Source organism: Superficieibacter electus, from assembly GCF_002915575.1.
GTDB classification, from domain to species: Bacteria; Pseudomonadota; Gammaproteobacteria; order Enterobacterales; family Enterobacteriaceae; genus Superficieibacter; species Superficieibacter electus.
This window is the reverse complement of sequence record NZ_PQGD01000011.1, coordinates 105,743-129,226: the sequence shown is the minus strand read 5'-3', so window position 1 is coordinate 129,226 and position 23,484 is coordinate 105,743. Positions and strand designations below refer to the sequence as shown.

At 54.2% G+C, this 23,484-nt stretch carries 27 protein-coding genes and 1 tRNA gene; 11 read left to right on the top strand and 17 right to left on the bottom strand.

Annotation, left to right across the window (positions count from 1 at the left end; genetic code table 11):
- Positions 1 to 45 precede the first annotated feature (45 nt).
- Positions 46 to 1,356, top strand: a complete 1,311-nt coding sequence (locus CHU32_RS14970; protein ID WP_103677003.1) for a GGDEF domain-containing protein — start codon at positions 46 to 48, stop codon at positions 1,354 to 1,356.
- Between the two features lie 40 nt (positions 1,357 to 1,396).
- On the opposite strand, the gene CHU32_RS14965 is transcribed toward CHU32_RS14970, so the two are convergent.
- Together CHU32_RS14965 and CHU32_RS14960 are read right to left on the bottom strand one after the other, a co-directional pair.
- Positions 1,397 to 1,606 carry a tautomerase family protein gene (locus CHU32_RS14965; protein ID WP_103677002.1) on the bottom strand — a complete coding sequence of 70 codons (210 nt, stop codon included), beginning with the start codon at positions 1,604 to 1,606 and terminating at the stop codon, positions 1,397 to 1,399.
- A 23-nt stretch (positions 1,607 to 1,629) separates the two neighbouring features.
- Complete coding sequence (locus CHU32_RS14960) at positions 1,630 to 2,364, bottom strand: SDR family oxidoreductase (RefSeq protein ID WP_103677001.1); 735 nt, start codon at positions 2,362 to 2,364, stop codon at positions 1,630 to 1,632.
- 131 nt (positions 2,365 to 2,495) lie between these two features.
- Between CHU32_RS14960 and CHU32_RS14955 the strand changes: the two genes are divergently transcribed.
- Positions 2,496 to 3,386 (top strand): LysR family transcriptional regulator, encoded by an 891-nt coding sequence (locus CHU32_RS14955; protein WP_103677000.1) that lies wholly within the window; start codon positions 2,496 to 2,498, stop codon positions 3,384 to 3,386.
- An 8-nt stretch (positions 3,387 to 3,394) separates the two neighbouring features.
- Here the strand turns inward: CHU32_RS14955 and CHU32_RS14950 are convergent, their stop codons facing one another.
- The 3 genes from CHU32_RS14950 to CHU32_RS14940 form a co-directional block, all read right to left on the bottom strand.
- The gene (locus tag CHU32_RS14950) at positions 3,395 to 3,838 is read right to left on the bottom strand and encodes a GFA family protein (RefSeq protein ID WP_103676999.1); all 444 of its coding nucleotides are present in this window, start codon (positions 3,836 to 3,838) and stop codon (positions 3,395 to 3,397) included.
- Between the two features lie 334 nt (positions 3,839 to 4,172).
- Positions 4,173 to 6,641, bottom strand: coding sequence for a membrane-bound PQQ-dependent dehydrogenase, glucose/quinate/shikimate family (locus CHU32_RS14945; protein WP_176691675.1), 2,469 nt, complete (start codon positions 6,639 to 6,641; stop codon positions 4,173 to 4,175).
- Positions 6,642 to 6,869: 228 nt separating this feature from the next.
- Complete coding sequence (locus CHU32_RS14940) at positions 6,870 to 7,613, bottom strand: sulfite exporter TauE/SafE family protein (RefSeq protein ID WP_103676998.1); 744 nt, start codon at positions 7,611 to 7,613, stop codon at positions 6,870 to 6,872.
- Positions 7,614 to 7,727: 114 nt separating this feature from the next.
- On the opposite strand from CHU32_RS14940, the gene CHU32_RS14935 reads away from it, so the two are divergent.
- The gene (locus tag CHU32_RS14935; RefSeq protein WP_103676997.1) at positions 7,728 to 8,612 is read left to right on the top strand and encodes a LysR family transcriptional regulator; all 885 of its coding nucleotides are present in this window, start codon (positions 7,728 to 7,730) and stop codon (positions 8,610 to 8,612) included.
- Between the two features lie 31 nt (positions 8,613 to 8,643).
- Here CHU32_RS14935 and CHU32_RS14930 read toward each other — a convergent pair whose 3' ends face one another.
- The gene (locus tag CHU32_RS14930; RefSeq protein WP_103676996.1) at positions 8,644 to 9,480 is read right to left on the bottom strand and encodes an oxidoreductase; all 837 of its coding nucleotides are present in this window, start codon (positions 9,478 to 9,480) and stop codon (positions 8,644 to 8,646) included.
- 174 nt (positions 9,481 to 9,654) lie between these two features.
- Between CHU32_RS14930 and CHU32_RS14925 the strand changes: the two genes are divergently transcribed.
- Together CHU32_RS14925 and CHU32_RS14920 are read left to right on the top strand one after the other, a co-directional pair.
- Positions 9,655 to 10,548 carry an AraC family transcriptional regulator gene (locus tag CHU32_RS14925; RefSeq protein WP_103676995.1) on the top strand — a complete coding sequence of 298 codons (894 nt, stop codon included), beginning with the start codon at positions 9,655 to 9,657 and terminating at the stop codon, positions 10,546 to 10,548.
- A 130-nt stretch (positions 10,549 to 10,678) separates the two neighbouring features.
- Positions 10,679 to 11,077 carry a RidA family protein gene (locus tag CHU32_RS14920; protein ID WP_103676994.1) on the top strand — a complete coding sequence of 133 codons (399 nt, stop codon included), beginning with the start codon at positions 10,679 to 10,681 and terminating at the stop codon, positions 11,075 to 11,077.
- Here the strand turns inward: CHU32_RS14920 and CHU32_RS14915 are convergent.
- The gene (locus CHU32_RS14915; RefSeq protein WP_176691674.1) at positions 11,052 to 11,978 is read right to left on the bottom strand and encodes a LysR family transcriptional regulator; all 927 of its coding nucleotides are present in this window, start codon (positions 11,976 to 11,978) and stop codon (positions 11,052 to 11,054) included. The genes CHU32_RS14920 and CHU32_RS14915 overlap by 26 nt on opposite strands.
- A gap of 92 nt (positions 11,979 to 12,070) precedes the next feature.
- Between CHU32_RS14915 and CHU32_RS14910 the strand changes: the two genes are divergently transcribed.
- Positions 12,071 to 12,898 carry an SDR family oxidoreductase gene (locus tag CHU32_RS14910; protein WP_103676993.1) on the top strand — a complete coding sequence of 276 codons (828 nt, stop codon included), beginning with the start codon at positions 12,071 to 12,073 and terminating at the stop codon, positions 12,896 to 12,898.
- A gap of 4 nt (positions 12,899 to 12,902) precedes the next feature.
- On the opposite strand, the gene CHU32_RS14905 is transcribed toward CHU32_RS14910, so the two are convergent.
- From CHU32_RS14905 to CHU32_RS14885, 5 genes are all read right to left on the bottom strand, one after another.
- Positions 12,903 to 13,226: a helix-turn-helix domain-containing protein gene (locus tag CHU32_RS14905; RefSeq protein WP_103676992.1), complete on the bottom strand. Its 324-nt coding sequence runs from the start codon at positions 13,224 to 13,226 to the stop codon at positions 12,903 to 12,905.
- A gap of 52 nt (positions 13,227 to 13,278) precedes the next feature.
- A complete protein-coding gene (locus CHU32_RS14900) occupies positions 13,279 to 13,734 on the bottom strand; it encodes a PTS sugar transporter subunit IIA (protein WP_103676991.1) in 456 nt (151 codons plus the stop codon).
- Positions 13,734 to 15,098, bottom strand: a complete 1,365-nt coding sequence (locus CHU32_RS14895; RefSeq protein WP_103676990.1) for a PTS galactitol transporter subunit IIC — start codon at positions 15,096 to 15,098, stop codon at positions 13,734 to 13,736. Before CHU32_RS14895 ends, CHU32_RS14900 begins: the two co-directional genes overlap by 1 nt.
- Before the next feature lie 3 nt (positions 15,099 to 15,101).
- Positions 15,102 to 15,383, bottom strand: a complete 282-nt coding sequence (locus tag CHU32_RS14890) for a PTS sugar transporter subunit IIB (RefSeq protein ID WP_103676989.1) — start codon at positions 15,381 to 15,383, stop codon at positions 15,102 to 15,104.
- An 81-nt stretch (positions 15,384 to 15,464) separates the two neighbouring features.
- A complete protein-coding gene (locus tag CHU32_RS14885) occupies positions 15,465 to 16,112 on the bottom strand; it encodes a TetR/AcrR family transcriptional regulator (protein ID WP_103676988.1) in 648 nt (215 codons plus the stop codon).
- Between the two features lie 103 nt (positions 16,113 to 16,215).
- Here CHU32_RS14885 and CHU32_RS28450 point away from each other — a divergent pair, with 103 nt between their 5' ends.
- From CHU32_RS28450 to CHU32_RS14870, 4 genes are all read left to right on the top strand, one after another.
- A complete protein-coding gene (locus tag CHU32_RS28450) occupies positions 16,216 to 16,377 on the top strand; it encodes a hypothetical protein (RefSeq protein ID WP_218113741.1) in 162 nt (53 codons plus the stop codon).
- The gene (locus CHU32_RS14880) at positions 16,356 to 16,874 is read left to right on the top strand and encodes an O-methyltransferase (RefSeq protein ID WP_218113739.1); all 519 of its coding nucleotides are present in this window, start codon (positions 16,356 to 16,358) and stop codon (positions 16,872 to 16,874) included. The genes CHU32_RS28450 and CHU32_RS14880 overlap by 22 nt, the downstream gene beginning before the upstream one ends.
- A gap of 12 nt (positions 16,875 to 16,886) precedes the next feature.
- Complete coding sequence (locus tag CHU32_RS14875; RefSeq protein WP_103676987.1) at positions 16,887 to 17,753, top strand: SDR family oxidoreductase; 867 nt, start codon at positions 16,887 to 16,889, stop codon at positions 17,751 to 17,753.
- Positions 17,754 to 17,886: 133 nt separating this feature from the next.
- Complete coding sequence (locus CHU32_RS14870; RefSeq protein WP_103676986.1) at positions 17,887 to 18,492, top strand: methylthioribulose 1-phosphate dehydratase; 606 nt, start codon at positions 17,887 to 17,889, stop codon at positions 18,490 to 18,492.
- Positions 18,493 to 18,527: 35 nt separating this feature from the next.
- Here CHU32_RS14870 and CHU32_RS14865 read toward each other — a convergent pair whose 3' ends face one another.
- The 4 genes from CHU32_RS14865 to CHU32_RS14850 form a co-directional block, all read right to left on the bottom strand.
- Positions 18,528 to 19,070 (bottom strand): 1,2-dihydroxy-3-keto-5-methylthiopentene dioxygenase, encoded by a 543-nt coding sequence (locus CHU32_RS14865; RefSeq protein WP_103676985.1) that lies wholly within the window; start codon positions 19,068 to 19,070, stop codon positions 18,528 to 18,530.
- Positions 19,067 to 19,756: an acireductone synthase gene (gene mtnC, locus CHU32_RS14860; RefSeq protein WP_103676984.1), complete on the bottom strand. Its 690-nt coding sequence runs from the start codon at positions 19,754 to 19,756 to the stop codon at positions 19,067 to 19,069. The genes CHU32_RS14865 and mtnC overlap by 4 nt, the downstream gene beginning before the upstream one ends.
- Before the next feature lie 350 nt (positions 19,757 to 20,106).
- The gene (locus CHU32_RS14855) at positions 20,107 to 20,604 is read right to left on the bottom strand and encodes a hypothetical protein (RefSeq protein WP_103676983.1); all 498 of its coding nucleotides are present in this window, start codon (positions 20,602 to 20,604) and stop codon (positions 20,107 to 20,109) included.
- A gap of 141 nt (positions 20,605 to 20,745) precedes the next feature.
- A tRNA-Ile gene (locus CHU32_RS14850) sits at positions 20,746 to 20,821 on the bottom strand.
- 125 nt (positions 20,822 to 20,946) lie between these two features.
- Between CHU32_RS14850 and mug the strand changes: the two genes are divergently transcribed.
- A complete protein-coding gene (gene mug / locus CHU32_RS14845; RefSeq protein ID WP_103676982.1) occupies positions 20,947 to 21,453 on the top strand; it encodes a G/U mismatch-specific DNA glycosylase in 507 nt (168 codons plus the stop codon).
- A gap of 29 nt (positions 21,454 to 21,482) precedes the next feature.
- On the opposite strand, the gene CHU32_RS14840 is transcribed toward mug, so the two are convergent.
- Positions 21,483 to 23,480, bottom strand: coding sequence for a TonB-dependent receptor domain-containing protein (locus tag CHU32_RS14840; protein ID WP_103676981.1), 1,998 nt, complete (start codon positions 23,478 to 23,480; stop codon positions 21,483 to 21,485).
- Positions 23,481 to 23,484: the final 4 nt, after the last annotated feature.

Sequence of the window (23,484 nt, the reverse complement as noted above, 5' to 3'; positions counted from 1 at the left end):
TATTGCCCTGGCCTGGTTTTTGTTTAACGCAATTTGAGCATCTCCATGACGAATGAAAAAACGCGTCCTTATTTCCATGAAGTTGATGAAAAGCATCTGTTTGATCTGCTTAATCATAATTCTGACTGGCTATGGGAAGTGGATGCCCAGGGGCGCTATACCTGGGTTTCCGGGGTGGTGACCGAGCTGCTGGGCTATCCGCCGGACTATGTGCTGGGCCGGACGCCATTCGATTTTATGCCACCGGAAGAAGCCGAGCGGGTTGGGCTGGCGTTTACGGAGATCGTGACCGCGAAACGAGCCTTTTCCGGGCTGGTAAACCGTAACAGACGGATTGATGGCACTATTGTGGTACTGGAAACCAGTGGCATTCCGCTGTTTGACGACCAGGGTAACCTTAGCGGCTATCGCGGTATCGATCGCAATATTTCCACGCTTGGCGAGCGCGTATTACAGCTGGAGACCATTTATGACACTACGCCCGTTGCACTTTGCATGATTGATTTAAACGGGCGCATCGTCATGTCGAATAAGGCGATGACGCGACTGCTTGCCAGTGCGGGAAGCGGTGATGTGGCCGATTATTTTCCTGATGTCATGCCCGAATGCTGGCAGCAATTTTTGCAGGATTTTGTGGCGGCGGATAACAGCGTGGATATTCCCGGACGGGAGGTCATGTTTTGCGAGCGTTATTACTATACGCAGCCGGTACCGGTTTATGATGCCACGGATAACGTTATCGGGTTATCGGTAACCTGGGTAGACATTACCGCTCGCCGACTGGCAGAACAAAAGCTGGCGAGTGCAAACCAGGTGCTGCAGCAGTTTGCCCAGTTGGATCATCTGACCGGGCTGTTTAATCGCCGTCATATGGATGAGTTTCTGCTCAATGAAATCGCGCTTGCGCTTGAACAAGGGTTACCGCTCTCTATTTGCCTGGCAGACATCGACTTTTTCAAAAATTTCAACGATAACCAGGGACATCAGTCCGGTGATGATTGCCTGCGTGCGGTTACTAAAGCGCTGGTATCCGCCAGCCTGCGGCCGGAAGATAACATCAGCCGTTATGGCGGCGAAGAGTTTCTGGTGATCCTGCCGCGTACCGATATCAACGGTGCGCTCCTCGTCGCTGAACGCCTGCGCGCGAGCGTGACCGCGTTAAATATTCCGCATGTTTCCAGTCCGACGGGCTTTTTAACGATCAGTATCGGTGTGGCGACGCTCTATGATGCGAAAGCCCGCTTTGGCGAACAACCGTTACACAGTATTGCCAGCGAATTGATTTATCAGGCTGATACCGCCCTTTATAAGGCAAAAAAACAGGGGCGTAATCAGGTGGTCAGCGGTACAGAGTAGTGGCAAATCCCGGCCAATATTTTATCAACCGGGAGTTCATTTACCTCGCCCGGTATTGCGGGGGAATGCTAAAAGGCGCATCGGCACGGTAATAACCGCCATCTTTAACTTCCTCGATCAGCACCATGGTATGTGCACGGGCATGTTCAGAGAAGTATTCGACCAGCAGGTCAGTGATCCGGTGTCCAATTTCCGCTTTCTGCTCCGCGCTCAGCGCGGCTTCTGGCGTTTTAATATTCACGAAAGGCATCGTTTTCTCCACTTATAAAAGGATCAGATCACGCCGCCGTTAACGCGAATGATCTGGCCGTTAATCCAGCCGCTTTCCTGACCTGCCAGAAAACGGACCACCTGCATGATGTCCTGCGGTTCGCCAAGGCGGCCCAGCGGGTTCATATTTTTAATTCGTTCAACCAGTTCGTCGCTTTTCCCGTTAAGGAAAAGATCCGTTGCCACCGGGCCGGGGGCGATTGCGTTAACCGTGATGGCGCGCGCGCCCAGCTCTTTAGGCAGGATATGCGTCAGGGCTTCAATGGCTGCTTTCGTTGCCGCATAGACGCCGTACTGCGGCTGATACAGTCCCACAACGCTTGAGGAAAAATTGATGATGCGCCCCTGGTCGTTCAGACGTTTAGCGGCTTCACGCATCAGGCGAAAGGGGGCGGCCAGATTGATGGCGAGCTGACGCTCAAAGCTGTCATCGGCGGTAGCCGAAATCGGTGCCAGTTCCATCACACCGGCATTATTAACCAGAATATCGACGTTGCCGAAGGCGTCTTCAGCGGCGCGGAACAGCTTTTCTGCCGCATCAGGCCCGGCAATATCGGCCTGTATAGCAAGCGCTTTACCGCCAGTGGAGGTAATGTCGGCAACGACGGCATCAGCCTGCTCACTGCTGCGCGCGTAATTAACCACAACTGCGATGCCGTCAGCGGCAAGGCCGCGGGCAATCTCAGCACCGATACCGCGCGACGCGCCTGTCACAATTGCGACTTTTGTGTTCTGCATAGCTTGTGCTCCCGTTAATCAATCATCTTCACAAGCACTATAGCCAACGGTTTGTTAAAAATAATCGTCTGAAAATTGACATGATAATTCATTTCTCACTAATAATAGGAGACTGAAACGAGGAGCATCCGGTGGACAAAATTCAGCAGCTACAGCTTTTTGTACGCATTGTAGAAGGGGGCAGTTTTTTACACGCGGCACAGGCGCTGGGGATTGCCAGGTCCACGGCGACCAATGCGATAAAACAGCTGGAACAGGAAACTGGCGTACAGTTACTGGCACGTACCACGCGTGAGGTCAAGCCAACACCGGAGGGCGAAGAGTTTCACCGCCGCGCCAGGGCGGTGCTGGGGGACATTGAAGATACCTGGAGTGTTTTTCGCAAAGCAGCACCAGGTGGCCATCTTCGTATCAACGCCTCCGGCCTGCTGACACGGACGTTCCTGGTGCCGGAGTTGCCTGGCTTTCTCCGTCAGTATCCGGATATCGTCATTACCTTTGGGCAAACGGATCGCTTTGTTAATCTGGTGCGTGAGGGCATCGACTGTGTGATCCGGGTTGGCGTGCCGGAGGACAGCAGCTTGCGACTGCGTCGGCTGGGCTATCTGCCGGAAATTACCTGTGCCAGCCCGGACTATCTGGCCGCATACGGAACCCCGCGCAGCCCTGACGATCTGGCCTCTCATCACATGATCGGCTTTGTGTCATCGCAAAGTGGCGACGTGATGCCGCTGAATTTTATTCGCAATGGCCGCACGGAATCCCGCCTGTTACCCGCCCGGGTGATGACGGATAATTCGGATACCGCGGCAGCGCTGGCGGCGCAGGGACTGGGACTTATTCAGGCTCCCCGCTATCGCTTTGAGGAGCAATTGCGGCGCGGTGAGCTGGTGGAAGTGTTGGCGGCATATCCACCTGGCTCTTTACAAATCAATGCTATCTATGCGGGTGAGCGCCGGGCTTCACGCCGTCTGGATGTATTCCTGAACTGGGTCAGCGATATTTTCGCCCGGGCGTTATGACAACATGCTCAGGCCCCGGTTTGGTCCTTTTCCGTCGGCCTGAAGATCAGGGTTCCGGCCAGAAGTGAAACCCCATTGTTGTCGTTAGGGTGATTTACGCCGTCATAAACGGGCACAGCCGGGAAATCAAATGGGCTGACGCCTTCCAGACAGGCGACATTGACGCCAAATTGATTGGGATTAGAGCGCCGCTGGTGATAAGTATAAATGCCGCAGCGCGAACAAAAGAAGTGCTGTGCTTTGCCGGTATTAAAACGGTAGCTGGTCAGCACCTCTTCGCCGCGAAAAAAAGTGATCCCGCCCGCTTCGGCAGAAACCACCACCGCGCCGCGCATCCGGCAATACGAACAGGTACAGCGACGAATGGTATTGAAACTATCGCTGAGTTTGACTTCAAACTGCACCGCGCCGCAGTGACACTGTCCGCGATGGGGCTCGAGTGATGTGGTCATAAGTTCTCTCCTGTATGGTGAGGTGTCGTAAAAGAGATATACCGCCGTGGACGATATGCCTGGCGGCGCTGTGCTTGCCCAGGCCTACGGGTGAACAACTTGTGTTAACGCGCCCGGGAGATATACCGCCGTGGACGATATGCCTGGCGGCGCTGCGCTTGCACAGACCTACGGGTGGACAACTTGTGAGATATACCGCCGTGGACAATATTTCTGGTGGTTAATGCGTTGTTGACTGGTAATTATTTGTAGGCCGGGAAAGGCGAAGCCGCCACCCGGCATCGTTTTGCGGAGCCAGATATGAGCGCGCCATCCCGGCGCGCGTCTTACTCTGTTACTTTTTCTCCGGCAGCGCATACGCGAGAACATAATCCCCCGCAGGCGTCTCCATAAAGTGATGCCCACCTGCGGCAATGACCACATACTCGCGTCCATTTTGAGTATAGATCATCGGGTTCGCCTGGCCGCCAGCGGGAAGCGGGGCGCTCCAGACGGTTTTACCGCTGGTAATATCAATGGCCCGAATCAGGTCATCCGTTGCTGCCGCGATGAAGATCAGCCCGCTGGACGTAACCACCGAGCCGCCATTATTTGGCGTACCGATGTTAATAGGCAGCCCTGTCGGCAGGCCAAATGGCCCATTACGCCGGGCGGTTCCTAAAGGGCGATCCCATACGGTGCGGCCGTCACGCATATCGATCGCGCGAATACCACCGTAAGGTGGCTCCTTACACAGCATTCCCGTTATCGGCAAGCGCCAGCCCGCGTTAACGTTTACCGCATACGGCACACCGATTTGCGGATCGCCTGCACCTTCAGCATGGCCTTCATCGTGTGGATTATGAGTAATTTCATCGCGCGGTTTCCAGCCCAGCTTGTCGGCTTTGGCGCGCGGCACGAGAATGTTGTAGTTCGGCATATCATTGTAGTTGGCAATGATTAACCCGCGCTGCGGATCGACCGCCACGCTGCCCCAGTCGGAACCGCCGTTATACCCTGGATACTCAATGGTATGGCGCTGAGATTCCGGTGGCGTGTACTGGCCTTTATAACCGGCCTTCTGAAACTGAATACGGCAGACTAACTGATCGAGCGGCGTTAATCCCCACATATCTTTCGGCGTCAGATCGGGCTTGCTCAGGTGATGGAACAGCGAGTAGGGCTGGGTAGGCGAGCGCGCTTCCGGCTCTACCCCGCCGCCGGGAACGGCGCGTTCTTCAACGCCAAACAGTGATCTCCCTGTCCGGCGGTCGAGAACATAAATCTCGCCCTGTTTGGTCGGTACGATAATCGCCGGTACACTGCCATCTTTACCGGGGTAATCCACCAGCGTGGGCTGTGAACCCTGATCGTAATCCCAGACGTCTTTATGCGCCGTCTGGAAGGACCATGCCGGAAGACCGGTGTCCACGTTAATCGCCGTCAGCGACACCGCGTATTTGTTTTCTGCCTCAGTGCGTGAGCTACTCCAGTAATCGCCTGATGAGTTCGCGACGGGCAGATAGATAAGCCCTAACTTGTCATCACCGGTAAATGAGGTCCAGACATCTGGCGAACCGCGTTTGTAGGCGTCAGGGCCAGTTTTGGGCGTGCTGTCATCGGGGTTAGCTGCATCCCATGCCCATTTCAGTTTCCCACTGCGCACATCGTAGGCTTTAATCACCCCCGGCGGGCCAAACGCGCGCTGACCGTCGATGGTCTGATGGCCGACCACCAGCGTGTCGCGGATCACCACCGGGGCAGAGTTGATGGCCACATAGCCATCATAAACTTCGCCCATATCTTCAGCGAGATTCACCGTACCCTGGTTGCCGAAATCACGGCATACCTCGCCGGTTTTCGCATCCAGTTCAATTACGCGGGCATCAAGAGTACCCAAAATAATACGCTGCTCACATACCGCGCCAGTAGTCGCTACCGCAGGCGTGGCGGCAGATGCATTTTCGCCGACAGAAAGATGACTGTTGGTTTGCGCGTCAAACCAGGTCAGCCCACGGCAGGCCGCCGTATAGGGAATGGATTTGTCGCTCACTTTAGGATCGAACTGCCATTTCTTTTTCCCCGTAGCGGCATCAAGGGCGAACACCTGATTGTGCGGCGTACAGGTGTACAACGTATCACCGACTTTTATCGGCGTATTTTCACCGCCCCAGCGCGCTTTGGGTAAATCGCCGGTGCGAAACTGCCAGGCTAATTTCAGATCCTTCACGTTATCAGGCGTGATCTGCGAGGCATTAACGAAGCGCTGGGAGGCAAGCGAGCCGCCGTAGGTGTACCAGTCACCGGGATCGGGCTGCGAGGCTTTACCTGTTCCGGTATCCGCCGCGTAAGAGTGCTCGCCTGGCGACGGAACGTGAGTTGCAGGCGTGGTATTCAGATCGCTAAACGGAATGACCGCAGCCACAATAAACGCCAGGATAAACACGCCTGCCAGCGTGCGGGAAAACGTGCGGCTCAGCCCCGGTTTTAAGCGCGGGAGCTGGAAAGCAAAGACAATCCCGAGCAGCAGCATGATGTCAAAGCGGGGAACCCAGCGCCAGTAATCCAGCCCCGATTCCTGAATCGTCCACCCTAACGTCCCTATAAAGACCAGCGCGAACCAGTATACGGCGCTCGTCCGTCTGGCGAAGATGAGTGCGCCTGCGATGATGCAGCCGATACCGGCTAAAAGGTAATACCAGTTTCCACCTAACATGACTAACTGGACGCCGCCATACACCATGGCGGCCCCAAATAAGATGAGTACGGTGGCAAACAGGATATTCCAGACCGATAGTCTGGGTATTCTATTTGACGTCTCCAAAGTCTTTTCCTTATGCCATATTAAAAGTACGTAAATTTACGATTTATAATTACTGCATTTGTAAAGTTAGTTTGTCTGACTTATAAATCAATACGCGTAAAGTAATACGCCACTTTTTGTTCATTAACACCTTGCTAACCATGCGGCAATACCATATAAAACAATAAATTAAACTTGGGTGGTAATATTATTTCTGAAAGTAACTATTCAGGAGCGGTTACATTTTATTTAAAACAGTAATGGTCTCAGGGTTAATTCAACGCCCAGAAGTATTAAAAAAAGTAAAAAACATTTGCGGAATGTTTTTGCGCTAATTTTCACTCTTATCTTTTGCCCTATCCCCATTCCGACTAATGCTGGTATCACGGAAAATAATGACAGAGAAAGTTGGTTAAGCTGAAACGCATCATGTAGATATAACCCGCCAGCGAGCGCCAGGGTAGAGACGGTGAAGGAAAGCCCCAGTGCCTGTACCAGTTCGTCTTTACTCAAGTTAAGCGCCTGAAGATAGGGTACCGCTGGCATCACAAATACTCCCGTTACGCCGGTGATAATCCCGGTGCTTGCGCCAGTGATCGGTGAGAGCCAGCGCTCATGCCTTTTCGCCACATTCAGGACCGGCGAATACAGGGCGTAACCGGCATAGATCATTAATGCCGCCCCGAGAAGAAAAGCAGATGTTCCCGGGTCGATACTGATTAAAAATGCTGATCCAGCCAGGGTGCCGACCACAATGCCTGTCATCATCAGCCATAGCCGTGACCACAATACCTTAAGGGCCGGGCCGCAAAACAATTGCCAGAGATTGGTTACCAGCGAAGGGATCACCAGCAACGCCGCCGCGACGGGCAGCGGCATAAAGGTGCCCAGCAAACCCATTGCCACGGTAGGCAGTCCCATCCCCGTCACACCTTTCACCAGACCCGCAGCAATAAAGATGGCTATTAAATAAAACCAGACAATATCATTCATCGGATTATCTTTTCGTCGTCAATGATGCCTGATTGAAACACCCGCAGGTGTGGGTCACAATGCGGATTATTCTTCGCAGGCTACGGTAAAACCGAAGGCAAAAGGGCGAATGTCATGAGACTGGATCTGGCGGATTTACAGTTATTTATGTGTATTGTCGAGACGGGCAGTATTACGCAAGGGGCGATAAAAGCACATCTGGCGCTGGCATCGGCCAGTGAAAGGCTGCGGCTGATGGAAGCGGATGTCGGCGTGCCGCTGCTGGTACGCCATCCCAGAGGCGTAACGTTGACCGGAGCGGGCGAAACGCTGGCAAAATATGCCCGTCCGCTGCTGGAACAACATCAGCAACTGAGGCGAGAATTAAAAACGTTCGCGTCAGGTGTGCGCGGAACACTAAAACTCTATGCCAATACATCGGCGTTAACTGCATTTCTTCCGGCGCGGCTCGCACCCTGGCTGGCGTCGCATCCTGATGTGCATATTGAGCTGGAGGAACGTACCAGCGAGGATATTATCGCGCTTCTGTTAGCCGGTTCCGGGAATGCGGGAATTGTTTCTGATGCGGTGGATACCAGTGGATTAACAACTGAACCCATCGCGAACGATCATCTGGTCGTCATTGTTCCACCTGGCCATACGGCTTATGGAAAGCAGGCGGTCTCTTTTACTGACATTATCCATGAACCTTTTGTCGGACTTTATCCGGGCAGTGCGCTTCAGGATCATATTTGTACCCATGCCGGCGCATTGGGAAACGATCTTAATCTCAGGGTCAGAATGAGTACCTTCGAAGGGCTGTGTGAAATGGTGGAAAAGGGGATCGGGTTTGGGATCGTGCCCGCCGTGATTGCCGATAAATATCATTCACGCTTTCGCTTCCACTCACTCACATTGTCCGATCGCTGGGCCAGAAGAACCTTGTGTATTTGCTACCGTTCGTGGCAGGCGCTTGATCCCGGCATGAAGAGCTTAGTTCGCCACCTCAAAACCGCCTGAGCATGCGCCGCATTGCGCGGCGCTTAAGCAGTTAATCAGTGTGATCGGTTGAGGCCGATAAGTGCTGCCAGCGCTCAATCTCCGCCTGGCGCAGGGCCAAATCGTCGCGAGCCATTTTCAGTGCATCAGAGCCAAGCAGTAGATGGAGCGGCGGTTCTGCGGTATTCGCCAGTTCGACAATCGCCGCGCCGAATTTCACCGGATCGCCGAGCTGCTGGTGGTTAAAGTTCTTATACAGGGTTTCTGCGTCTTCGCGGGCTTGCGCGTAGTCCTCAAGCGGATTGCCAGAAAAGCGCACCGAACGATCGTCAAGGAAGTCGGTGCGAAACATGCCCGGCTCCACTACCGTGACTTTGATGCCAAAGGGGGCCAGATCGCGGGCGAGGTTAACACTGAAGCCTTCCACCGCAAATTTAGACGTGCCGTACAGCGTACAAAAATCAAAGCTGACCAGCCCGGCAATAGAACTGATATTGATAATATGCCCGGAACGCTGGCGGCGCAGCGCTGGCAACACGGCGCGGGTCATACGCATCAGGCCATTGACGTTAGTCTCAAGCTGGCGCTGTATATCGTCTTCTGGCGTTTCTTCGAAAAGGCCTAACTGACCGTAACCCGCATTGTTGACCAGCACATCAATTGTACCAAACCGCGCCAGCGCGGCATCCACCACCGCTTGCGGTGCAGCAGGGTCGGTGACATCCAGCGGCGTTAAGAGCAGGCGATCAGTGTGTTGGGTAAAGGCGCGACTGGCGCTGCTGACGTTACGTGCCGTTGCCACGACGTTATCGCCTGCCGCCAGCGCGGCTCGTGCCATTTCCAGCCCTAGTCCGCGTGACGCGCCGGTAATCAGCCATGTTTTACTCATAATGACTCCTGATATTTGCTAAATGAACGGGTAAGGTTGCACGCTCAATGCTAGTGAGATGCGGGAGCGCAAAACAGGCGCATTCCTCTCTGATGATTGCCTGATTGTATTTACGGCGTTCACTTTGGGACGGATAAACGGCAGTATGATTGCTTAATTATCAACGGGGGTAGCATGATGGATGAGATGGTGTCGCTCCTTAACCGCCTGGCTCCGCACGAAGGTTATACATGCTCATTGCTGGAGAGCGTGCGTTTTATGCGTTCCAACCGCCCGCTGGCGCGTACGCTGGTGGTGTATGAGCCCTGTATTGTGATTGTTTGCCAGGGGCATAAAAGAGGCTATCTGGCAAACCGGGTTTACCATTACGATCCGCAGCATTATCTGGTCCTGTCGGTGCCGCTGCCTTTCTCGACAGAAACTGAAGCCAGTGCAGAAGAACCGTTGCTGGCCGTGGCAGTGACGCTGGATCTGCGCGTGCTATCTGAACTGGCGCTGGTACTGGAGCGCCCGGCAACGTCCGTGGACGCTGCGCCTGAAGGGATTATTTCCACTCCGCTCGATCAACCTCTTGCTGATACCACGCTACGTCTGCTGCGCGCGCTGGCTTGCCCGGAGGAAGCGAGTATTCTCGGGCCGCAAATTGTGCGGGAGCTGTACTACCGGGTGCTGATTGGCGATCGCGGAAGCGCCATCCGCGCCGCGCTGGCCCACCACGGTCAGTTTGCCAGTATTGCCCGATCGCTACAGCGCATTCACGGCGACTGCGCGCAGCCGCTCCCGGTCAATACGCTGGCCGGAGATGCCGGATTAAGCGTTCCTGCTTTCCATAAGCATTTTAAGCAGGTCACCGGCACCTCACCGTTGCAATATATTAAGTCGATCCGCCTGAACCAGGCGCGGCTGTTGATGATCCGCGATAATCTGACCGCCGCTGCCGCCGCGTTTCGGGTGGGCTATGAAAGCCCGTCACAGTTTAACCGCGAATTCCGCCGCCAGTTTGGCCGCAGCCCGGGTGAGGAGGCGAAAGAAATGAAAGCGGCGTTTGCGTTGTTTCCGCCAGTGTAAATGTTCTCGCCCTGTAAACTATCGTTGAATCATCTTCACCAGCGCATCCCATTTTGCAGGCATAGTGGTTGTGCGCAGGGGCAATTATCATCCCTTTTAACACGCTGTTGTGTTGCAAGAGGGGGGTCATATGAAAAAGCCAGAAGATATCGTCTTTCCTGCCGGACGTCAGGTTCTCTATGAGCAAAATCGTTATTCACCTGCTGTGAAATCCGGCGGGTTTTTATTTGTCTCAGGGCAGGTCGGCAGTGGTGAAGACGGTTCACCCGCACCTGAACTGGAGCAGGAAATTCGCCTGGCGTTTGATAACTTACAGTCCGTGCTGGCGGCGGCAGACTGTACCTTCGCGGATGTGGTGGATGTCACCGTTTATCTGGTTGACCCTGAAACCACGCTGGATACGGTCTGGAAGGTGCTGCCGGAATACTGGGGGGACGCGCCCTGGCCGACGCTGACGGGAGTCGGCGTCACCTGGCTGTATGGCTTTCGCTTTGAAATTAAAGTCATTGCCCGCCTGCCGACTGACTAACGCGTTTTTCTTTTATCAGCTCGATAAGCGCCCGCAGGCTGGCGGGCATGTGACGGTTAGCCGGAAACCACAGGCACAGACCGGGGATCGGCGGGCACCACGGTTCCAGTACCGTGACCAGCCTGCCGTCATCAAGCGCCGTTCGGGCATGCATTTCCGGGACATAGGCGATGCCCAGCCCGTTAAGCGCAGCCTCCACCATCAGCGGTGAACTGTTGAGCGTCAGCGTGCCGGGCACATCCAGCGCCATGCTCTGTCCGTGGCGGGCGAATTCCCAGCGATAGCGCCTGCCGCTGGGCAGACGCTGACGAATACAATGATGATTTGCCAGCTCGTCCGGTGTCGCGGGAGCAGGGTGCCTGGCCAGATAATCCGGCGATGCCACCGCCAGAAAACGCACGTCTTCACTAAATCGCACTGCCACCATATCCGCCGGCACATCTTCTGCCAGCCGTAGCCCGGCATCAAAACCTTCCGCAACAATATCTACCAGCCGGCCGTCGACCACCAAATCCAGCTCCACTCCGGGATAGCGCGCCTGGTACTCCGGCACCACCGTGTTCAACAATAAATAGATTGCTTCTTCACCGCCGTTAATGCGCAGCGTCCCGAGCAGGGTACCCTGAGCGTCTGCCGCCTCTTCCAGCGCCAGCGCCAGGCCGTTCAGATGCGGAGAGATACGTCGCAATAGTTGTTCTCCGGCGGCGGTCAACGACACGCTGCGGGTGGTTCGGTGCAGCAGACGAACCCCGAGACGCGCCTCCAGGGTGCGAATGGCGTGGCTTAAGGTCGAGCGGGTAACGCCGGACAGATCCGCCGCGCGGCGAAAACTGCGCTGTTCCGCAACGGCCATAAACGCTTTCAGATCGGAGAGCGTCGGGGTTTTCACTGGTGATTTCATTTCACCTCTGCATGCCATTTGGTGAGTCTTATCATGTCAGTGATAGTGCCATAACCTGTTGTGGTGAGTTAACCTCTTTTACGGAGTCGAGCATGAAGACAAAAACCTGGTTTATTACCGGCACCTCCAGCGGGCTGGGGCGATTAATGACCGAGCGTCTGCTGGCGCGTGGCGATAGCGTGATTGCCACCCTGCGTAAACCCGGCGCGCTGGACGATCTGCAGACGATCTATGGTGAGCGTTTGCGGGTCATGATACTGGACGTCACTGACACTACTGCGTTACGCCGCGTGGTACAGCAGGCATTTGAGGGCCGCGTTGACGTGCTGGTCAGCAATGCGGGATACGGCTTATTTGGTGCGGCGGAAGAGGTCAGCGACGCGCAAATTGAGCGGCAAATTGCCACCAATCTCACCGGCTCCATTCAGCTCATTCGCGCGGCGCTGCCGTATTTGCGTCAGCAAAAGGGCGGGCGCATCGTGCAGGTCTCGTCCGAGGGCGGGCAAATGGCCTGGCCCAATTTCAGCCTCTATCATGCGACCAAATGGGGTATTGAAGGGTTTGTTGAATCTGTCGCTCAGGAAGTCGCTCCCTTCGGCATTGATTTTATACTGGCGGAACCGGGGCCAACGGAAACGAATTTCGCCGCAGGCGTTGATATCGCTGCGCCATTGGCCTGCTATGATAATACACCAGCCGGTGAGGTACGACGGGGGCTGGCAGAAGGCACCATTGCCATTAACGGCGATGCGGTGAAAACCGTGGATGCGATTATTGCGGCGGCGGATGCCGACCACCCGCCGTTCCGTCTGGCGCTGGGCAGTAAGGCGTATCACTCTATCCGGGAGGCATTAAACGGGCGTTTACAGCTTCTTGAAGTACATAAAACGGTAGCGCTGAGCGTGGATAAGAGGGTCTGATCCATTACGGCATTTTTTTCGGCGGGCTTTTCACCGCTTTCATTTCGTATTCGCTTTCCGGGTCCATGGCGTTAACCGCTTTTTGCAGTTCCGTTAAGGCAAACTTGAGGGAAGCAACTTCTTCCCTCAAGGCCTGGATCTCCTGCTCCTGGGTCAGCGAACGGCTGTTTTTCGGGAACGCCTGCAGGACATCCTCTTCATGAAACATCCGAACCTGACGATTATCCACAGTGACCAGCTGATACTTCAGCCGCCCGCTGTTGATGGCGTTATAGATGGTCTTACGGCTGACCATCGTTAGCTCAATAACATCGCTGATTCGAAGCATCTTTTTCCCTTGCGTTTCCGGCGTCAACACAGTAAATCCGACAACGGGAAGTTTACCGTGTGATGACGGCGTTGGTGAACTCTTTTGCGATGTCCTCCGGGGCGAGTTCACACAAATTCTCCACCTTTGCCTTATCCGCCAGCAGGGCAAACAGCGACTGGATGATCGCGACCTTTTCGCAGGCAGGATCGATGGCCATCATAACGATAATGTCAGGTTTAACGGTCTCGTCAGGTTCATCCGTCCGCTGAAATTCAATACCGCTGTGGTTGATGCCAACCGCAAAGCCGGTCTGGTTTACATGCTCAAATTCAGTGTGCGGAATGGCAATGCTGTGGGTTTCCATAAAGATCCCGGTAGGGTAAATCGCCTCGCGGGCTAATACGCCCTCAGCAAACGACGCTTTAACCAGACCTTCCGCTTCCAGCGTAGCGGCCAGCTGGCGCAGGGCATCGCTTCGGCTGACCGGGTCGTTGAAAATCAATACACGTTGCGGGCTAAATAACATTACGCCTCCTCCTTCTGTGCCGCTTCCGCCATCAGGCTGTTTTCCTGTTGCAGCTTGCGTCGGTTCCACAGTACCAGGCCCAGGGTGCACAGGCTGAGTACCGCAACGCCCGCCACTTTAAAGTAGAAACTCTGGATAATGACCCACGGCAGCATAGCGCCGGCGTAGTCCACGCTGCTGATACTGGTGGTACCCTGCGGCAGAGAGAAACCGGTGCTGACGGCGGTGCTGGTGACAATCGGCGCGAGGTTGGTACCGATCAACAGCGCCAGGCTCAGAGTTAATAAACCTGTCAGCAGCGTGCGGAACATATCGCCCCGGCAGACGGCAGTAACCAGCACGAAAGCGAAGGGTAAACCGGTCAGTGAAGCAAATGGTAAAAACTGGTTACCCGGCACGATGGCGGCCAGCACCAGCATCACCGGGATCATCAGCATGGAAACGGAAAGGGTCACGGGGTGGCCAACGCTCACCGCCGAATCCAGACCAATCGCAATTTTGCCAAACGATCCGGCGCGAGATTGTGCAATTTCCTGAATACGTTCACTAATGGGATAAACCCCTTCCATCAGCATTTTCGCCATCCGGGGAATAATGGTCATCACCGCCGCCATGGTAATCGCGGTCTGTAAAATCGCTTTCACCTCAATCCCGGCAATAATTCCCAGCAGCGCGCCGATAATAGCCCCGAGCGAGGCCGGGTCGCCTAAAATCGACAGCCGTTTTTGAATGGCTTCGGTATCAATTTTAATATCCCGTACGACCGGAATACGATCGACAATGGCATTCACCAGCCATGCCGCAGGTACAAATGAAGCCGAAAAACCGTGTGGCACGGAAATAGACGGCAGATTCAGGTATTTTTCCACATCGTTGCTGGTACGATCGGCAATTACCATCGTAATAATACAGTTAATACCGGCGGCAAAAATACCGAGCCACAGACTGTCGGTAATTACCGTAACCAGTGACCCGGTAAATGCGTGATGCCAGAGGTTCCAGACATCAACGTTAAGTACGCGGGTGGTGCGGGTATATAGCATCAGCATATTAATCGCCACGCACACCGGGATCACCAGCGCGCCGACGCGCGTGCCCATCGCCACGGCCGCCGCGGCAGGCCAGCCTACATCCAGAACCGAGAAATTTAATCCGAAGCGTTCGACAATGGCGTGGCTGACTGGCGTCAGGGAATCAATCATCAGATTAACGGTAATACTTAAGCCAATAAATCCGATACCCACCATTAAACCGGCTTTAATCGCCCGTGATACCGGGATACGTAATATCAGCCCGAGGATCATAAAGATAAGCGGCATCATCACCGATGCCCCTAAATTAACGATGTAATCGACAATAAACATAGATTATCCCTCGGCGAGAATATGTTCTTTCACGCTGCTGAAAACTTTATCCACGCCCATGCCAGTTAATAGCGGCAGGGCATTAATCACCGGAACAGACAGCGAGACCGGTGAGGTGGAAACAATAAAATCAACATCGTCACGGGTTTTTGCCTCCGCGACCGTACCCTGGGAGATCCTCACCTTATCGAGCAAATTCTCTTTTTTCAGAAAGTCCTGCAATTTATTTAAGGCAATAGTGCTGGTAGCGACGCCAGCGCCGCAACAAATCATCATATGTTTCATCGGTAATCCCTCGTTGTTTGTTAAGAGAGATTAAAGCATGTGAGGAAAAACAGATGTGTGATCAGTGTGTAATTTTACACACTAAGTACACAAAAGTGCGTCTTCTGCTGTTTTGCCCAGCCAGGCATCGAACATATCCGCCAGCGCCTCTGCCCGTAGGGTAATTTCGGATAATGAACGCGGGGTTTCTGAAAGAGCACGGCCCACGCTGCTTAAGGTTGTCATGAGCATTTCGCAGGCCAGTGCACGCACTGCCTGCGGCGCGTGTGGAAGCAGTTCGGCCGTAAAGGCCATAAACAACGCTTCTCCTGCTGATTTTGCTTCCCGGGCCTGCGGGGCATCCCGGTAAAGGGGCGCTGCATCATTGAGCGCCACGCGCATCGCCGCTTCTTCGCATTCGGACTGGATAAAGGCATGCACCAGTTTGCGCAGGCGTGCATGAGGCGTCTGGCGCTGGTCTTCAATAATCCGTTGCAGCAGGGCGGTGGTCTGTTGCCATTCGTCATACTGGAGACGAAATAATATCGCGGCTTTGTTTGGGAAATACTGGTACAGCGAACCAATACTGATCCCGGCCTTTTCCGCCACTCGCGCAGTGGTAAAACGTGCCGCACCTTCTTTCTGTAAAACCTGAATAGCGGCCTGCAAAATCGCAGCGACCAGCCCGGCGGAACGCGCCTGCTTTGGCTGTTTACGTGAGGAAATACGCGGGATCGGGCGTGATGTCATTGATGAAAAAACTCAGTTGAAGAATGCGAATAGCGAATGTGAATAATTCATCGCATTATATCAATACGACGAATTATTCATATTTTTATTTCAGGATCACGATATGACCTCTACCCTGACCTCTGCACCGCTGTCATCCTTACTGGATAAATTGTTGCAACAAGCCGATGCCGCTACCAGCCCGGTACTGGCGACACTTTCACATCATGAAAGTGAGCGTCTGATGCGTAGCAAAACGAATATATGGATTTTTATGGGCTGCTGAAGGATCTCTGGTTACCCGTCTCGCGCCAGACCGGTAAACTTCTGTATATGCTGGCACGCAGCACCCGAGCAAAGACCATTGTCGAGTTTGGCACATCATTTGGTATCTCTACTCTGCATCTGGCGGCAGCGCTACGGGATAACGGTGGCGGTGTACTTATCAGCAGTGAATTTGAACCGGCAAAAGTGGCGCGGGCACGTGAACACATGCTTGCTGGCGGGCTGGCCGACCTTGTAGAGATCCGCGAAGGGGACGCGTTACAAACCCTGGCGCAGGATATACCCGCCTCTATTGATCTGCTATTACTGGATGGGGCTAAGGCACTCTATCCGGAGATTCTGGCTCTGCTGGAACCACATTTGCGGCCAGGTGCGCTGATTGTGGCTGATGATGCCGATCATAGCCCGGAGTATCTGGCATATGTACGAGACACAGCAAACGGCTTCCTGTCCGTGTCATTTGCTGATGACGTAGAACTATCCATTAAACTGGGTTAACGGGAGAGAGCGATGCATGTATTTGTGACCGGTGCCAGCGGCTGGCTGGGTTCCGCGGTAGTTGAAGAATTGCTGAGCAATGGGCATCAGGTGTCCGGTCTGGTTCGGGCAGATGAGCAGGCAGTCCGATTGACGGCGGCAGGGGCGCAGGCCGTGAAAGGATCGCTGGAGGACGTCGGGGTACTCACGCAGGCGGCAGCGAACGCTGATGCGGTGATTCACACGGCGTTCAATCATGATTTTTCCCGCTTTATCGAGAACTGCGAGCAGGACAGGCGGACCATTGAATTGCTGGGCGACGCGCTGGCAGGCTCTGACCGTCCGTTGCTGGTAACTTCCGGTCTTTCCGGCTTACCCAAAGGCGCAACGGAGCTGGATTTGCCTAATCCGGCCTCGCTGCGTAAATCGGAATCCGCCGCCAGGGCGCTGAACGCGCGGGGCATCCACGCTGCTGCCGTGCGTCTGCCACCTTCGGTTCACGGCATCGGCGATCACGGTTTTCTGCCGATCCTGATCCGTCTGGCGCGGGAGAAGGGGATTTCTGCCTGGCCAGGCAACAGTAATAACTGCTGGTCAGGCGTACACCGTCTTGACGCAGCCCGGGTTTATCGCCTGGCGCTGGAGCAGGGCGTGACAGAACAGGTTTACCATGCAGTCGCCGAAGAGGCGATCCCCCTGCGCACCATTGCGCAAACCATTGGCCGTAATCTTGGTCTGCCCTCGGGTGAACGGGAAGCGGAGCACTTTGGCTGGTTTGCCATGATGGCGGCGGCGGATATGGCGGTTAGCAGTGAACAGACTCGTCGTCTGCTTAACTGGCAGCCACAGGAAGCGGACCTGCTGACCGATCTGAATCACCCTTCTTACTACTCTCTCTGACCCTCCGCAGGAAGCCCCTCATACGGGCTTTCTGTAACCGTTTTATAACAAATATTGTCCAGTTAGGCTCACAATGTTACTATCACAGAAATAGCCGTTTAGACGTCTAAAAACCATGCATTGAGGAGCCATTATGTGGCAAGAAAGACTCGGACACCTGGTCTCCACCTGTCACTGGATCGGGGCGAAAGGCTGGGCACCGGCAACCGGTGGTAACATGTCAGTGCGCCAGGATGAAACGTGGTGCTGGCTTAGCGAATCAGGGCGCGACAAAGGCAGCCTGACCAGTGATGATTTTTTACAGGTCGCCATTGCCGATAATACTGCGCCCTCCGGACGTAAGCCTTCCGCCGAGACGGGGCTGCATACGCTGATCTACCGGCTATTCCCTGAGGCCTGTGTAGTGCTGCATGTGCATACCGTTAACGCCACCGTGCTGTCCCGCCTTGAAACCAGCCAGACGCTGGCGCTTCAGGGGTATGAGATGCAAAAAACCCTTAGTGGCCAGCATAACCATCTGGACACCGTGCCGATCGCGATATTCGATAACGATCAGGATATTGACGCGCTGGCTGCGCGGATCGAAGACTATGCGCAGACCCGACCACTGCGCTACGGCTTTCTGCTGCGCGGTCATGGCTTGACCTGCTGGGGAAAAGATGTCGCTGAAGCGCGACGTCAACTGGAAGGGCTGGAATTCTTGTTTGAATGTGAACTACTGCGCCGCCGTTACGCATAAATACACTGCCCGACAGTGAGCCGGGCGTGTAAACATCAGGGCAGGCGAGGGTAGGCATCGGCAATAGCATCACCGGTGAAATTTGCAATCCAGCCTTCCGGATTATCAAAAATACGGATGGCGGTAAAATTCGGTTGCGAACCCATATCGAACCAGTGCGGCGTCCCGGCGGGCACCGAAATTAAATCATTCTTTTCACACAGCACCTGATAAATCTCATCGCCGATATGCAGGCAGAACAGCCCTGCGCCTTCGACGAAAAATCGTACTTCATCCTCGCCGTGGGTATGTTCATTAAGGAACTTCGCCCGCATTGCGTCTTTCTGCGGGTTGTCGGCACGCAGGCTAATGACATCCCAGCTCTGATAGCCGTTTTCAGCAACCAGCTTATCAATCGCGTGTTGATACGCGTTGATGACAACTTCCGGCGTCGGGGCATTACCGAGCTGGCGGTCAGCCTGCCAGCGTTCAAAACGCACGCCTTTGGCATTCAGTTGCTGCTGGATCTCACCGGCATCGGTGCTGTGCCAGAGGTGCTGACTGGCATCTTTGTCTGAGAAAATGGTTAATGCGCTCATGAGGGGATCTGCTCCGGATGAATGTCGTCAAAACGCTGAACCTGGGGATGATGACTGGCCGGATCGCGATCTTCACGCACCAGTTGCAGCGTGCGTAATCCTGCTTCTTCCGCCGCGTCGAGTTCCTGATGAATATCAGACAAAAACAGGATCGACGCCGGGGGATGTCCCAGTTGTTCAGCAATGTTACGGTAGGACTGCGCGTCACGTTTCGCACCTGTCCGCGTATCAAAGTAGCCGCTGAATAAATGAGTAATATCACCTTCGTCGCTGTAGCCAAATAACAATTTCTGCGCCGCGACTGAGCCTGAGGAATAAACATATAAATCAATAGATTGTGACTTCCATTTTTCCAGTGCAGGCAGCACGTCCGGGTAGAGATGGCCGGTAAAATCACCGTTCACGTAGCCCTCCTGCCAGATGATCCCCTGCAATGCTTTCAGCGCCGTCGATTTACGGTCTTCATCCATAAACGCAAGCAGGGTTGCCGTCAGTTCCTGCGCCGTTGCCGCTGGCTGGTGAATTTCCTCGCGCAAATTATCGAGAATGGTTTTCACCGGTTCAGCGTACTGCTGCGCATTGACAAACTCCGCCAGCCGCTCACGGGCGTAGGGGAACAGAACGTCGTGCACGAAGCGAATGTCGCTGGTGGTGCCTTCAATGTCGGTCACAATAGCGCGGATCATGGTCTCTCCAGAGTCGGTGTTGCGCCGGGGCGAGCGCAGTCGGAATGTTGTTATAGTCGTCTGGACGTCTATGCGTCTTTAACAGGGAGGGTAACATTGTGGGGCGGGAGGTTCAATACGGGGATTGAACCAGGCACGGCAGGGGCATTGCCGCGCTTTTTATGCCAGACGGGCGATGCGCGATCTGGCCTCATCAAGGTGCTGTCAGGGGGGGGATGAGGGCAAACCGGCTTTCCAGATTGAGAGATGACTGAATGTTCGCGAGGCTCTGGTGTACCAGAAGTGTGTACTGCTGTAAAAATAACGGGCCTCAGATGCCTCTCAGGCCCTTGATCTGCATGAAATCTGTGTTATTGGATCTTTCCCTCATGAATATTAAAATCGACAACGTCTTTCGTTTTCAGATCCAATGTACATGAATAGGTCATATATATTTTAGCATTGAAGATATTAGTAAATTTAACCTTGTCACCAATATAGGTTAGCTGGTTCTTTTGGCTGTTAATGCGGGCGTGAGAAAATATAAGACCAAATATGCCATCATTCCATTCAAATTCATTCTTAGCGGCCTGTTCGACCAACGGCTTACATTTGGTAATAGCGTCATACATGTTTTTATCATAGTTGCACTGGAGATCGGTGGCAGAACACACCTTTGCGGCCTCAACTTTCTTCTCTTCACCGCTGCACATGAAGTAGACGATAACCGCTGCAATGACAATTACTATCAGACAGCCAATATATTTCTGTTTTGCGCTTAAACCGGGATCTTTAACGCCGCAATGAGGGCAAATTCTTGCGGAGTTTGAAATTTCTTTACTGCATTCTTTACATTTAGTGAGTGCCATAACAATTCCTTTTGCTGTGCAATATCGAACCTCAGAGAACTGAAACTCGAACATGTGGAACACTGATTGATGCATTGTCCCAGCTATAAAAAAACCACTTAGTCATTAAGTGGCTTAGTATTCTGATTTTAATCGATAATCTGGTGGCCCCTGCTGGACTTGAACCAGCGACCAAGCGATTATGAGTCGCCTGCTCTAACCACTGAGCTAAGGGGCCGTGGCGGGGAATTATAAAGTAACTCGACGAGGCGATCCAGCCATAAAATACTGCCTGCTGTTTTTATAAACAATGGCTTTTCAATCTCTTATACTTTCACTTCGATCTATTCATCCGGAGAAAGCATGATTAACGATATCCTCGCCCCTGGCTTACGGGTAGTGTTCTGCGGCATCAACCCGGGGAAGTCCTCGGCGCATACCGGTTTTCATTTCGCCCATCCCGGCAACCGTTTCTGGAAAGTTATTCATCAGGCCGGGTTTACCGAGCGGCAGCTTAAGCCGGAAGAAGAGCAGCATTTGCTGGATACGCGTTGCGGTATCACCATGCTGGTGGCACGCCCGACGGTACAGGCAAGTGAGGTGAATTTACATGAGCTGCGCACGGGCGGGCGTGAGCTGGTGAAAAAGATTGAGGATTATCAGCCGGATGCACTGGCGATCCTCGGCAAGCAGGCGTTTGAGCAGGCGTTCAGCCAGCGCGGCGTGGCGTGGGGCAAGCAGGCTGTGACGATAGGCGCGACGCAGGTCTGGGTGTTGCCCAATCCCAGCGGCCTGAACCGTGCGACGCTGGATAAGCTGGTGGCGGCGTATCGGGAGCTGGATGAGGCGCTGATGGCGCGGGGAATGTAAAGCCGGAGCCTGAGACTCCGGCTTTACTATCAGAACTCGACGCGTGCGCCCATCGTGTAGCGACGTCCTTCCAGCAGCGATGACCGATCGTAGGTCGTGGTATAAATCGGGTTGGCGTCGAACAGGTTATAGATCCCCGCCATTAACGTGATGTCCTTATTGAGATGGTAGCGTGCGCCTGTATCGACCAGTGCATACGCCTCGGTTGATGTCGATTTGCCGGTGTCTGGCGTATTGCTGCGCCAGCTGGCTTTCGTCCACAACTCCAGATCGGTTAGCGCATTCCACGTCAGCGACAGGTTGGCCATACTGCTTGGGTAGTCGCTCAGCGCTTCACCCTTGTACTGACCGCTTTTTTGTTCACTGTGGGTCCAGGTGTAGTTGGCGTTAGCCTTCAGCGCTGCCGTGACCTGCCAGTCCCCGTTCAGCTCCAGACCATAGATTTGTGCGTCGCCGATGTTGAAATACTGCGAGACTTCTTCCGCTTCATAACCGTTGTAAATGCATTTTTGCGTGGCCGTTGCGGTACAGATGGTATAGTCGCTGATCTTATCCTTGAATTTGGTGAAGAATGCCGTTGCATCCAGCGCCAGCGCATCCTGCTGCCAGTACACACCCAGCTCAGTGTTAACGCTTTGTTCGGGTTTCAGGTCATCATTACCGATGCCAATGAAAGAATAAGGGTATGCGCCGTAAACACTGGTGAAGCCTTCGTTATTCTCACGAAGATCGGGTTTTTTATAGCCCGCCGATACGCCGCCTTTTAGCGCCCAGTTTTCATCGATTGTCCAGTTGCCATACAGCTTCGGCGTGGCGTGATAGCCAAAGTAGCTATCGTGATCCAGACGGGCTGAGGTAGTCAGGGTGAAGTCTGGCACCATCATCCAGGCGTCTTCAGCAAATACTGCCCAGCCGTCACGAGTGATTTTGCTGACCGGCGTCACGCCCGGCACGACTTTGTCTTCGATACCGAAGGTGTCATTCAGTTCGTTGCGGGTGAAGTTGATCCCCAGCGTCAGCTTGTGGTCGCCAAGCGAGAAGGTGTTCGCGCTGTTAGCCTCATAGTTACGCTGGCGGATAAACTGCGAGTCCATGCCCGGCACACGGTATTCCGTTTTGGCGTTCTCATAGCTGATGAAGTTCTTCACCTCCAGCAGGTCGTCGCCATACCAGGCATGTTGAGACAGTGATGCGGCGTCGCGGTCAAAGCCCCAGTACCATGCTTTATCGTTGTGCGATTTCTCCTGATGGCCTTTGACGACGTTTAAATCCCACAGTTGGGTGTCGGTCGGTGCCATGTTAATGGTCGCATCAAGATTGCCTGCCTGGTGCTTCACAAAGCGTTCGTCGGACTGGCTATCGTCATCACGGCGGTCAAGATAATCTGCCGCCAGGCTTACCCCGAGCTTGCCGGGAATGACCGGCCCCATCAAAAAGGCGTTGGTCTGGTTAGTATTACCGAACTTACTCTTCTCCTGCAGGAAGTAGTTATCTTCCAGCACGCCCGTCCATTTATCGAGGTTATACGCTTTTTTGGTGATGACGTTAACCACGCCACCGATGGAGTCAGAACCGTACAGGGAAGACATTGGCCCACGGATCACTTCGATGCGCTCAATAGCGGCCATCGGCGGCAAAAAGGCCGCTTCGGTGCCGATATGGTGGCCGTAAGGGCGGGATTCGCGGGTGGCTTGTTTGATACCGTTGACCATGTAAGAGGTATAGGTCGAATCCATGCCGCGCATCTGAACGTCGCCTGTCGCCAGGCTGCCGTTGCCGTTACCCACCAGTACACCGGGCATCTCCCGCAGGGCTTCAGTAACGTTCTGGTTAGAGCGGGTATTCAACTCTTTTTCGCCGACCACGGAGATGGTGGCTGGGGCCTCGCGGCGCTCCTGCGCGAAGCCGGTGGCGGTCACGACAAGTTGCTCTTCGTTGTCAGGCGTTGTTTCTTGCGCGAAAACGGACGCAGGAAGGCTGGCGAGGGCGAGCGACATCGCCAGCGCCGTGCGGGTCTGGTTAATCATTACG

Excerpts from the sequence above, each read along its gene's own strand:
- CHU32_RS14970 (WP_103677003.1), top strand. The coding sequence starts at position 46 with ATGACGAATGAAAAAACGCGTCCTTATTTCCATGAAGTTGATGAAAAG.
- CHU32_RS14965 (WP_103677002.1), bottom strand. The coding sequence starts at position 1,606 with ATGCCTTTCGTGAATATTAAAACGCCAGAAGCCGCGCTGAGCGCGGAG.
- CHU32_RS14960 (WP_103677001.1), bottom strand. The coding sequence starts at position 2,364 with ATGCAGAACACAAAAGTCGCAATTGTGACAGGCGCGTCGCGCGGTATC.
- CHU32_RS14950 (WP_103676999.1), bottom strand. The coding sequence starts at position 3,838 with ATGACCACATCACTCGAGCCCCATCGCGGACAGTGTCACTGCGGCGCG.
- CHU32_RS14940 (WP_103676998.1), bottom strand. The coding sequence starts at position 7,613 with ATGAATGATATTGTCTGGTTTTATTTAATAGCCATCTTTATTGCTGCG.
- CHU32_RS14935 (WP_103676997.1), top strand. The coding sequence starts at position 7,728 with ATGAGACTGGATCTGGCGGATTTACAGTTATTTATGTGTATTGTCGAG.
- CHU32_RS14930 (WP_103676996.1), bottom strand. The coding sequence starts at position 9,480 with ATGAGTAAAACATGGCTGATTACCGGCGCGTCACGCGGACTAGGGCTG.
- CHU32_RS14925 (WP_103676995.1), top strand. The coding sequence starts at position 9,655 with ATGATGGATGAGATGGTGTCGCTCCTTAACCGCCTGGCTCCGCACGAA.
- CHU32_RS14920 (WP_103676994.1), top strand. The coding sequence starts at position 10,679 with ATGAAAAAGCCAGAAGATATCGTCTTTCCTGCCGGACGTCAGGTTCTC.
- CHU32_RS14915 (WP_176691674.1), bottom strand. The coding sequence starts at position 11,978 with ATGAAATCACCAGTGAAAACCCCGACGCTCTCCGATCTGAAAGCGTTT.
- CHU32_RS14910 (WP_103676993.1), top strand. The coding sequence starts at position 12,071 with ATGAAGACAAAAACCTGGTTTATTACCGGCACCTCCAGCGGGCTGGGG.
- CHU32_RS14905 (WP_103676992.1), bottom strand. The coding sequence starts at position 13,226 with ATGCTTCGAATCAGCGATGTTATTGAGCTAACGATGGTCAGCCGTAAG.
- CHU32_RS14900 (WP_103676991.1), bottom strand. The coding sequence starts at position 13,734 with ATGTTATTTAGCCCGCAACGTGTATTGATTTTCAACGACCCGGTCAGC.
- CHU32_RS14895 (WP_103676990.1), bottom strand. The coding sequence starts at position 15,098 with ATGTTTATTGTCGATTACATCGTTAATTTAGGGGCATCGGTGATGATG.
- CHU32_RS14890 (WP_103676989.1), bottom strand. The coding sequence starts at position 15,383 with ATGAAACATATGATGATTTGTTGCGGCGCTGGCGTCGCTACCAGCACT.
- CHU32_RS14885 (WP_103676988.1), bottom strand. The coding sequence starts at position 16,112 with ATGACATCACGCCCGATCCCGCGTATTTCCTCACGTAAACAGCCAAAG.
- CHU32_RS28450 (WP_218113741.1), top strand. The coding sequence starts at position 16,216 with ATGACCTCTACCCTGACCTCTGCACCGCTGTCATCCTTACTGGATAAA.
- CHU32_RS14880 (WP_218113739.1), top strand. The coding sequence starts at position 16,356 with ATGGATTTTTATGGGCTGCTGAAGGATCTCTGGTTACCCGTCTCGCGC.
- CHU32_RS14875 (WP_103676987.1), top strand. The coding sequence starts at position 16,887 with ATGCATGTATTTGTGACCGGTGCCAGCGGCTGGCTGGGTTCCGCGGTA.
- CHU32_RS14870 (WP_103676986.1), top strand. The coding sequence starts at position 17,887 with ATGTGGCAAGAAAGACTCGGACACCTGGTCTCCACCTGTCACTGGATC.
- CHU32_RS14865 (WP_103676985.1), bottom strand. The coding sequence starts at position 19,070 with ATGAGCGCATTAACCATTTTCTCAGACAAAGATGCCAGTCAGCACCTC.
- mtnC (WP_103676984.1), bottom strand. The coding sequence starts at position 19,756 with ATGATCCGCGCTATTGTGACCGACATTGAAGGCACCACCAGCGACATT.
- CHU32_RS14855 (WP_103676983.1), bottom strand. The coding sequence starts at position 20,604 with ATGGCACTCACTAAATGTAAAGAATGCAGTAAAGAAATTTCAAACTCC.
- mug (WP_103676982.1), top strand. The coding sequence starts at position 20,947 with ATGATTAACGATATCCTCGCCCCTGGCTTACGGGTAGTGTTCTGCGGC.
- CHU32_RS14840 (WP_103676981.1), bottom strand. The coding sequence starts at position 23,480 with ATGATTAACCAGACCCGCACGGCGCTGGCGATGTCGCTCGCCCTCGCC.